The 12,138-nt window shown below is 39.3% G+C and carries 3 protein-coding genes; all 3 read left to right on the forward strand.

Going from position 1 to position 12,138, the window contains the following annotated elements:
* The first annotated feature begins 702 nt into the window (after positions 1 to 702).
* From P177_RS06750 to P177_RS06760, 3 genes are read left to right on the forward strand one after another with little or no spacing between them, the layout of a single operon-like run.
* Entirely contained in the window at positions 703 to 8,628 is a 7,926-nt protein-coding gene (locus tag P177_RS06750) for a T9SS type B sorting domain-containing protein (protein WP_157486483.1), read from the forward strand.
* Between the two features lie 23 nt (positions 8,629 to 8,651).
* Positions 8,652 to 9,584 (forward strand): PorP/SprF family type IX secretion system membrane protein, encoded by a 933-nt coding sequence (locus P177_RS06755; protein WP_036153246.1) that lies wholly within the window; start codon positions 8,652 to 8,654, stop codon positions 9,582 to 9,584.
* An 11-nt stretch (positions 9,585 to 9,595) separates the two neighbouring features.
* Positions 9,596 to 11,533, forward strand: coding sequence for an OmpA family protein (locus P177_RS06760; RefSeq protein ID WP_036153248.1), 1,938 nt, complete (start codon positions 9,596 to 9,598; stop codon positions 11,531 to 11,533).
* Positions 11,534 to 12,138: the final 605 nt, after the last annotated feature.

Consider the following 12,138-nt stretch of genomic DNA (forward strand, 5'->3'; position numbering starts at 1 on the left):
TTATTAGGATTTTTGTAGGAATTGCTGGTTGACCAATTTAAGGTGCGACTGCTTTTTACACTTGTTCGCAATTTTTTCAGTGATTTTAAAACTCTAATATTTTATCCAAAAAGTCCCGGTATCATTGACTTTATAATGAAAACTGCTTTTTTTGACTAATTCTCTGGAATTACAAAAACTTGTTAACTACTGCTATAGTTGAGATTATCGATAAAAGGTAATAAAATTAAAATCATACGCATTAGATTTTGAGTATTTGGCATACAACTATCTTCAGTTCACAACAAAAAATATAACACCTGTTAGTCTTCAATTAGATTTGTAATTATAACAATTAATTTGTAGTCCTATATCTAATTTCAGTGTAGTTCTATAATATTTAACACTAACCATAAATACCATGTTTTCAAAAAACGTTCCCTTTTTTCTAACACTGAATTCTTCCCAAGTACAGCTAAAGATTTATAGCTGCCCAAATGTTAAACCTTTAATTATTTGTTGAAATAAGCATCTTTGAGAATAGGATTTCGATTCAAAAATGAAATTGCTATTAACTTAAACAAGCGTTTCGTTTAATAAGTTGATTTGGCTATAGTTTCATCTAAACTTCATTTTTGATTTTAACCAATAATTCTCTTTAATTAAAAAGGTTGAAAAATGCCTTGCAACACAAAAAAAATTAATGATTTTACTTCTATTATAATGAAAAAGAATATTAATAACCTTGAAGATAAATCCTTCAAAAGATTCAATACTTCAGTTAAATTGTTTTTTACCGTCTTAATTATATTGATGATCGGTGAGGATTTAGTGGCTCAATCTCAGCCTGTATTTCCTAATACACAAGTTCTAGTTCAAGGAACAGCAAATCAACCAGGTGCTGTCTACAGAATAGATGATGTAGCTTTAAATGTAAATGGGTCTACGCAAGATGTAGATGCACTATTAACTTTAGTATCATTTACAGGAACACCGGTTGTTGGAGATGTAGATAATACACAATTTGTGCAAAATAGATTTGAACCGACGATTACTTATGATACAGCCGGTGAGGCGGTTAGGTGGAGAATGCAATTTATAGTTGCCGGATCTTCAGATGCTAATATTGCCGATGCGGTACCTGTACCGTTAGATACTTATACTTTAGAGATTATAGATTTAGATGCTCAAGAATGGGCAGAGGTTATTGTTCCTCAAAGTTATGAACTAGCTGGAACGGCTCAACCAGAAACAATTATAACAACTAGTGCAGGTACGATTCCAAATTCTATAAGATTTACTAGTGCTAACATTACTGATCCAGGGGTAAGTACTGCAAACACGAGGTCAATAGTAAAAGTTAATTATGTTAATGTTAGTGTTGTTGATTTTACGTTAGGGCGTGATAATGCAGACCCTTCTACAACTAGAAATATTTCCGTAGGATTTTTAGGAGAGGTAACATTTTCAAACCCAAATACGGTAGTGGTAAATACACCACCAAGTGTGGTTAACTCTTCTACTTCAACAACAATAAATACAGCAAGTAATTCAGTAAATTTATTAACTGGAGCTTCAGATAATGAAGGCAATATTGATCCATCAACAATTTACCTATTAGATCCTAATGATGAATTAAATACGGGTAATCCTGGAAATTCATTAACAATACCAAATGAGGGTACCTATGTTGTTGACAACTCAGGTAATATAGTATTTACACCTGTATTTGGGTTTGTGGGAGATTCAACAATAAACTTTAGAGTAGAAGATGTTCCTGGAGCTTCATCTAACGAAGGAGTTTTTACGGTAACCGTTACAGGAGCATGTTCCATAACAGCTATTGATTCAACAAACGAATCTAGTTGTAATGATAATGGTACTGCTATTGATATAAATGATGATACGTTTACAGCAGATATTACAGTAACCTTCATAAATACTCCTGTAACAGGAACTTTAGATTTAACAGGAGATGGTTCTGATTCTGTTTCGGTTGTAGGCTTAACTTCACCACATACATTTATTGGGGTAGAATTACCTGCCAATGGAAGCGAAATATCGTTAACTGCTACATTTTCGTCACAATCAGCATGTTCTTTTACAGATAATTCGGTAGTGAATTCACCTTTTGAATGTAGCGATGAAAATTGTTCAGATGTTATTCCTCCCGGCAGTCCTTCTAATTTTTTAAATTCAGGAGAGGTTTCTTTCGATATTACGAATCCGGGTACAAATACCTCTGCCAAAACATTTAATTCAATAACTGTTGAAGGAGAAACTTTTTCAGAATTATTGGTTCCTGATAATATTTCATATTCTTATAATACCGCCTCTGCGGGTAACCAACAAATCATTGAAAATGGTATAGATGGATCTAATATAACAGATGATCCCTCTATTTTTGATCCAGCTTTAATTGATGCAAATACAGATAGAAACCTAAATCATTACTTTAGAAATGATGGAAGCATTTTTGCTTCTGATTATGTGAATTTTAAGTTCAACTATGACATTAATGCAGCTTCTAATCGATATGTAGTTATTACAGAACGTAATGGTAATAATACTATGGAAGTACAAGCTATAGATGCTAATGGAGATGTCATAGGTACTGCACGACCAGTTTTACGAAAAACTGACCCTGGTACAACTTATATAGATACTGGTGTGCCAAATGATAATGGACAAAACATCTTTGCTACAGTTTATCCTTTGACAGCATTTGTAGGGTCTAATGTTCCTATTAATGGGGTTAGAATAACACAATCTGGTGCTAATGGAGGTGATGGAGGTGATGGTAAAGTGTTTATTGTTTACAATCCTTTCTTTTTAACGCCTCCTCCAACGATTTCATTAACAACAACGGTTACACAGCCTACATGCCCTTCTAACCAAGGTGCTATTGATATTGTTGCTACAAGCAATGGTGGTGGAGCTTTAGAATATAGTATTAATGGTTCTTCAGGGCCTTGGCAAAATTCAAGTTCTTTTAGTCCTGGTCCTGGATCTTACACAGCAGCTGTACGTTATGTGGGAGCTCCTTTATGTATGAATGTGGATTCTAATTCAGTTTCATTGACCGATGCTAGCTGTAACCCTGGTCCGGTTGCAGGTGATGAAAATGAAACAACTCCTGAAGATGTTAATGTGGTTATTGATTTAACAAATGATGATACGGATGACGATGGTGTAGATGATGCCACTATTGATTTAGATCCAGTTACAGCTGGTCAACAAACAACTCTTACGGTTTCGGGTGAGGGTACATTTACAAATAATGGTGATGGTACTATTACTTTTGACCCTTTACCTACTTTTATTGGTACTTCATCAATAAGTTATATAGTAAATGATAATCTAGGAAATACCTCAAATACTGCAAATATCGATGTAAGCGTTTTACCAGACAATGACAAAGATGGTATTCCAAATACCGTAGATCTTGATGATGATAATGATGGAATTTTAGATACAGAGGAAACAGGAGATACAGATGGTGATGGTATACCAGATAGTATTGATTTAGATTCTGATAATGATGGTATTCCAGATATTATAGAAGCTGGTGGTATAGATACAGATGGTGACGGTCATATAGATTACCCAACTCCTGGTGACCCAACTTCTATGATAGATGATAATGATGACGGACTTGCAGATGAAATTGCAACTACTCCATTACCAGATGAGGATTCTGATAATGATGGTATTAAAGATCGTTTAGATTTAGATGCTGACAATGATGGTATTCCAGATGTTATCGAAGCTGGAGGCACAGATTCAAATAATGACGGTATAATAGATGATTTTGCGACTGATACGGACAATGATGGTCTTGCGGATAGTGTAGACCCAGTTGGTCCTGCTACATCTGGTACACCTTTAGAAAATCCAGATACGGATAATGATGGTTTAGATGATAGAATAGATTTAGATTCAGAAAACGACGGTATTCCAGATGTAATTGAGGCTGGCGGTACTGATCCTGATAATGATGGTAGAATTGGTACAGGTACAATTACAGATGCAGATAACGACGGACTTTCAGATTTAGTAGATACCGATGATAATACAACAGGCACACTTGACGATGGTCTGGGTACAGCTTTGCCTATTGATAATTTCGACGGAGACAGCGTGCCTAATCACTTAGATATAGATTCTGATAATGATGGTATTACAGATACTACTGAAGCTGGTGGTCTTGATGTTAACGGTGACGGTGTTGTAGATGGTTTTGATGATACTATTACAACAGATGGTTGGGATGATGCTACGGCAACTTCTCCACTTCCAATACCAAATACAGATGGTGCCGGTGGTGCTAACTATTTAGATATTGATGCTGATGATGACGGTATTCCGGATAATGTGGAAGCTCAAACTACTTCAGGTTACATAGCTCCTGATGAAACTGAGGCTACTAATGGTTTAGATAGCAACTACCCTGTTGGTTTAACTCCAGAAGATACAGATAATGATTTAACTCCAGATTATTTGGATGCTGATTCTGATAATGACGGTATAAATGATGTTTTTGAAGCTGGTCAAGGTACAATTGTAGATCCTTTAGCCGATGCTGATAATGACGGATTAAACGATGCCTTTGATGATACACCAGGTAACGATGTAAATAATGATTTAGATACTGGTGCGATAGCTACTGATAACGAAGACGATGCAGATTTGACTGAAGTTGATTTTAGATCGGTATTAGATTTTGATGGAGACGGTATCCCAGATACAGTAGACCTTGATGACGATAACGATGGTATCTCAGATTTAGATGAATCAAATGGTATAGACCCAAGTGCCGATGATGATAATGATGGCGTTCCTAATCATTCTGATGATGATCCTAACGACCTTGCAATCGGAGATGTAAACGGAACAACAGAACCTGAATTCGATTTTGACGGTGATGGCATTCCAAATCACTTTGACTTAGATGGCGATAACGACGGAATATTTGATGTGTATGAAGCCGGTAATGATGCCTTAGATACCAACAATGATGGTGTTATTGATAGTTTGGATGATGATTTTGTTGATAGTACAGATAACGGTCAGGCAGATAATTCAGAAGGAACAACGCCAATAAATACAGATAGTACTGGTGGTGCCGATTATTTAGATATTGATGCAGATGATGATGGTATTCCAGATAACGTTGAAGCACAACCAACGGCAATATATGTTGCTCCGGCAGCTACTTTTAGTCCAAACGGAGTAGATACCAACTACCCTAACGGATTAAGACCTGAGGATACAGATACTGATTTAACTCCTGATTATTTAGATGTAGATTCTGATAATGATGGTACACCAGATGTTATTGAAGCAGGTCAAGGTGAAATTACAGATCCATTGGCTGATGCCGACAGTGACGGGTTAAACGATGCTTTCGATGACACATCCGGTAATGATGTCAATAATGATTTGGATATAGGGGCAATCGCAACAGATAACGAAGATGATTTAGATACTGCTGAGGTAGATTTCAGATCGATATTGGATCGCGACCAAGATGGTATTATGGATATTGTTGATCTAGATGATGATAATGATGGTATTTCAGATTTAGATGAATCAAATGGTATAGACCCAAGTGCCGATGATGACAATGATGGGGTAGCGAATTATTTAGATGATGACCCTAACGATCCTGCTATTGGAGATGTAAACGGAACAACAGAACCGGCATTTGATTTTGATGGTGATGGTATTCCTAACCACTTTGATATTGATGCCGATAATGATGGTATCGTAGATGTAGTGGAATCTGGTAACGGTGACCTTGATACAAACAATGACGGTGTCATTGATGGTCTTGATACTGGTTTCGCTGATACTGATGATAACGGACAGGCTGATGATTCAGAAGGAACAACTCCACCAAATACAGATGGTACAGGTGAAGCTAACTTCTTGGATATTGATGCGGATGATGATGGTATTCCAGATAATGTAGAAGCACAACCTACTGATGCGTATATTGTACCAGCAGATGCTTTTGATACAGCCGGATTAGATACCAATTACCCAAGCGGAATTGAGCCAGAAGATACGGATTTAGATGGTATTCCAGATTATATCGATACTGACTCAGATGCAGATGGTATTGATGATGTATTAGAAGCTGGTCAAGGTACAATTGTAGATCCTTTAGCCGATGCTGATAATGACGGATTAAACGATGCCTTTGATGATACACCAGGTAACGATGTAAATAATGATTTGGATACTGGTGCAATTACAACGGATAACGAAGATGATTCAGATGTTACTGAGGTAGATTTTAGATCAGTACTTGATTTCGATCAAGATGGTATTCCAGACACAGTTGATTTGGATGATGATAACGATGGTATTTCTGATTTAGATGAAGCCAACGGAATTGATCCAAGTGCAGATGCTGATAACGATGGTGTTCCTAATCATTCTGATGATGATCCTAACGATCCTGCTATTGGAGATGTAAACGGAACAACAGAACCGGCATTTGATTTTGACGGTGATGGAATTCCTAACCACTTTGATATTGATTCCGATAATGATGGTATCGTAGATGTAGTTGAAGCAGGTAATGGTGACATTGATACGAACAATGACGGTGTTATAGATGCTAATGATTCTGGTTTTGCAGATGCGAATACTAATGGTCAATCGGATAGCTCAGAAGGAACAACTCCACCAAATACAGATGGTACAGGAGAAGCTAACTTCTTGGATATTGATTCAGATGATGATGGTATTCCAGATAATGTAGAAGCACAACCTACTGATGCGTATATCGTACCAGCAGATGCTTTTGATACAGCCGGATTAGATACCAATTATCCAGGTGGTTTAGTACCAGAAGATACAGATTTTGATGGTATTCCTGATTACATAGATTCAGATTCAGATTCAGATGGAGTAGAAGATGCTTTAGAAGCGGGTCAAGGTACAATGATTGATCCTTTAGCAGATGCTGACGGAGATGGTCTTAACGATGCTTATGATGATACTTTGGGTCTAGATGTTAATAATGATTTGAATACAGGAGCAATTGCTACTGATAATGAAGATGATGCCAATTTAACTCAGGTAGATTTTAGGGATATCCTAGATTTTGATGAAGATGGTATTCCTGATTCAGTAGATCTTGATGATGATAACGATGGTATCTCAGATTTAGATGAAGCTAACGGTATCGACCCAAGTGCAGATGCTGATAACGATGGTGTTCCTAATCATTCTGATGATGATCCTAACGATCCTGCTATCGGAGATGTAAACGGAACAACAGAACCGGTGTTTGATTTTGATGGAGACGGAATCCCTAACCACTTTGATATTGATGCCGATAATGATGGTATTACAGATGTAGTGGAATCAGGTAATGGTACACTAGATACAAACAATGACGGTGTTGTCAATGCTGAGGATTCTGGTTTTGTAGATGCGAATACTAATGGTCAATCGGATAGCTCAGAAGGAACAACTCCACCAAATACAGATGGTACTGGTGAAGCTAACTTCTTGGATATCGATGCGGATGATGATGGTATTCCAGATAACGTAGAAGCACAGCCAACATCAGGCTATGTCGCTCCTGCCGCTTCTTTTGATGCAGCAGGGCTGGATACCAACTATCCAGATGGTTTAATTCCAGAAGATACGGACGGTGACGGAACTCCAGATTATTTGGATCTTGATTCTGAAGATGACGGTGTGCTTGATATTGATGAAGCGGGTCAAGGTACTTTTACAGATGTTGATTCTGATGCTGATGGATTGGATGACGGCTTTGACGATACACCAGGTCCTGATGTTAACAATGATTTAGATACAGGTGCAGATGGTACGGATAATGATGACGATGATTCTACACCAGAAGTGGACTTTAGAGAAATAGGTGATAGCGATGGTGATGGTGTACTGGATACTCAAGAAGAAGTAGATGGTACGGATAAGAACGACCCATGTGATTACGTAATTGAGAATGTTACTTTGGCTTTCTCAGGAGACTATTTAGTTGCTGATTGTGATGGAGATGGAGTAATCAATGGCCAAGAGCTTGACGATGATACCAATCCGGAAGATCCTTGTGATTATGATGAAGGTAGTATAACCTTGGAACAAGGTGGTGATTATTTGATTTCCGATTGTGATGAAGATGGTCTTACAACTTCTCAAGAATTGGCGATCGGTACGGATCCAGATGTTGCAGATACCGATGGTGATACTATCGTAGATGGACAAGAGATAATAGACGGTACAGATCCATTGAATCCTTGTGACTCATTAAACGGGGTGCCAACTTTAGCGGCAGGTTGTGGTGAAGAGTTAGTGGAATCAGGTATTTCTGTTATCAATGAAATCATAACACCAGATAATGATGGTACCAATGATGAATTTTTGATCGAGAATATAGAGTCTTACCCGAACAACACGGTACAGATCTATAACAGATGGGGTGTCATAGTGTATGAGATGAACGGTTACGATAATGTTACGAACACCTTTAAAGGCGTTTCTAACGGAAGGGTAACTATTTCAACAGACGCTAAATTACCCGTAGGTACATACTTCTATATAATCAAGTATAATAATAATGGCAATAATTTAGATAAAGCCGGTTACCTATACATAAACAGATAAAAATTTTCTTTAAAAAAGATACGATGAACAAATATTTTCTAACCATTATAATTACCCTTGCGGGACTCTTTATGGGGCATGCCCAGCAAGACGCTCAGTACACGCAGTACATGTACAATACGATATCTGTGAACCCTGCGTATGCAGGTTCCCGAGGGGTGCTCAGCATCGCCGCACTGCACCGTTCGCAGTGGGTGGGGCTTGACGGCGCACCTACGACGCAGACATTGAACTTCCATACACCGGTATCCGAACATGTAGGATTGGGGCTATCGGTGGTGAACGATGAGATCGGTAACGGTACCAACCAGGATACCTACATAGACGCCGCGTTCAGCTATACGGTCAACACGTCAGAGGAAGGAAAGCTTTCCTTCGGACTGAAGGCCGGTGGCCACCTGTTCAACGTGGATTTTACCAAACTTAGGAACTACGGGGCGGAGAGCAACCTACCGAACATCGATAACAAGTTCTCGCCGAACTTCGGTGCGGGGATCTATTACCATACGGATCGGTTCTATGCAGGGCTATCGGTACCGAACTTTTTACAGACCGAGCATTTCGACAGTTCGGATTCTAACAGTTCCAGCCTTATCGCACAAGAGCGTATGAACTTCTATTTGATCACGGGGTATGTGTTCGATCTTAAGAACAACGTAAAGTTCAAACCAGCGGCATTGATCAAAGCGGTAAAGGGAGCACCGTTACAAGTAGACCTTAGTGCAAACTTTTTGTTCAACGACAAGTTCTCTTTGGGAGCGGCGTACAGATGGGACGCGGCGCTGAGCGCCCTGTTCGGTTTTCAGTTGAACGACCAGTTCATGATCGGTCTGGCGTACGACAAGGAAACGACCGATCTTGGAGCTACCAGGTTCAACGACGGCTCTTTCGAGATCATGCTGAGATATGAATTTCTTAACAAGTACAAACGAGTGATCACCCCAAGATTCTTTTAATAAAAAACGACATGAAAAAAACAGGATATATTTTTTGTGGCTTGGCGGTAATGGCCATAATGGCGAGCGCACAGGACAAGAAAGTAAAGAAAGCGGATACGAAATTCACGAACTACGCCTATGCCTCTGCGATACGATCGTACGAAGAGCTGGTCAAGGACGGGAATACGGAGGAGGATATCTATAAGAACCTGGGCAACGCGAACTATCTGAACGCGAACTATGAAGAGGCATCGATCTGGTACGGCAAGCTGTTCGCACTTGAAGGTGCGGACATCGATCCGGAGTATATGTACAGATATGCACAGACATTGAAGTCATTGGAGAAATACGGAGAGTCCGACACATGGATGAACAAGTTCAAGAACGCCAGATCTAACGATCAACGCGGCGTACTATATGGCGATAACCAAGATTATCTGGAACAGATCGCGGAACGTTCGGGGAGGTACGAACTCAAGAACATAGGTCTGAACTCGAAGGTATCTGACTTTGCGCCCGCTTTTTATGAAGACGGACTGGTGTTCTCCACGGCAAGGGACAGCGGACTGCTAACGAAGAACATCCATAGATGGAACAATGGATCTTTCTTGAACCTGTACAAAGCTGAACAGGACGATCAGGGCAATTTCACCAATGTGGACAAGCTCTCCAAGAAACTGAACAAGAAGACCCATGAATCGTCAACGGCATTCACCAAGGACGGACAGACGATGTACTTTACACGTAACAACTCTGACGACGGTAAGTTCGAAAGGGACGAAGAAGGAGTGAGTAGATTAAAAATATATAGGGCAAAATTGATAGAAGGCGAATGGAAAGATATCGAGGAACTGCCCTTTAACGGGGACAGCTATTCGGTGGCACACCCGACGCTGAACAACGACGAAACCAAATTGTACTTCGCTTCCGATATGCCGGGAACGAAAGGGGAGTCGGATATCTACGTTGTGGATATCAACACGGACGGTACATTTGGTACACCGAAGAACCTTGGACCAAGAATCAATACGGAGGCCAGGGAGACCTTTCCGTTCGTGACGGAATCGGATAAACTCTATTTCTCTTCGGACGGGCACCCGGGACTAGGGGGACTTGACGTCTTCGCGACCGACCTGAACAATGAAACGGGCGAGATCTACAATGTAGGACGCCCTTTGAACGGAGAGGAAGACGACTTCTCGTACATTATAAACGAAGGGACCAAGAAAGGCTTTTTCGCATCGAACAGAAAAGGAGGACAGGGCAATGACGATATCTATGGTTTTATAGAAATGACGCCGTTGGACTTCACCTGTCATACAAATATTACGGGAATCGTAAAGGACGAAAAGACCAATGCACTGTTAGCGGATGCATCGGTAACGGTATACGACAAGGACAACAAAATGGTATCTAGCTCGAGTACGGATGCCAATGGAGCATTCGAAATGGAAGGCAACTGCGGCGAAGGCAGTTACAAGGTAGTGGCGACCAAAGCGGACTATGAAGAAGGCAACAAGACCTTTATGACGGTAAAGGCAGAAGACCTTACGGGTATAGAGATCGTACTGGCACAGGTAGACCCATCCGCGCCTGTAGGCACGGACCTTGCGAAATACCTGAACATAGAACCGATCTACTTCGATTTCGACAAGTACTTCATCAGGGAAGATGCCAAGATCAGCATAGGAAAGGTATTGGCATACCTTAACGAATACCCTAACGTAAACGTACAGGTACGCTCGCATACAGATTCAAGGGCGAACGATAGCTACAACATGCAATTATCGGCTAACAGGGCAAAGGCCACGGCCGAGTATCTAATGGAAGCTGGCATACCGAGTAACAGAATCTCATATGAAGGCTATGGAGAGACGGAGCTTACCAACGGTTGTAGCAATGGTGTACCATGTAGTAAAGAAAACCATCAACTGAACAGAAGATCGGAGTTTATAGTAGTGGAATAAATAACATAAATCAATTTCTTTTAAAGTGGATAGAAGCAATGCTTCTATCCACTTTTTTTGTTTTTTAAGAAAGTTTAAAATATTTGGAATGTTCTATTAGGTGTATCGGTCATATACCTTACAATATTTTGTAGCAGTGTTTTGTGGGAATTAATTAAAAAATTTCTTCATCACTAATTTTAATGGATATCTAATCGCTTGCAAACCGTATTTAGGGACTTCGTGGAAACAAATTACATACTACAAATCCAAGGAATTGAGAACTCTGTAATCCTTTTTAATAATGGGCTTCATCGATAAAGTGCACTCATTTAATTTGCATACACATACAAAAATTGCTTTTTCACAACAAAGTGATGAATTCATACAACAATATACTTCGTAAATATTATTTCTTACTATACTTTTAAGAAAAATTACTATTGGATTGTAGTCATTGGATTACAAAATATGTATTTTAATACTAGCAAAGAACATTGAACAATAAAATTCCTATAGAAGTAAGAGCTGTTTAGGTGAATTTAATGCCATTTAGTATCAGCTAAGTCTTATTTATTTAGGGTTTATTAATATAGTTAGAACATGAATACCACCAAATTTCACAC

This window comes from Maribacter forsetii DSM 18668 (assembly GCF_000744105.1).
Classification (GTDB): domain Bacteria; phylum Bacteroidota; class Bacteroidia; order Flavobacteriales; family Flavobacteriaceae; genus Maribacter; species Maribacter forsetii.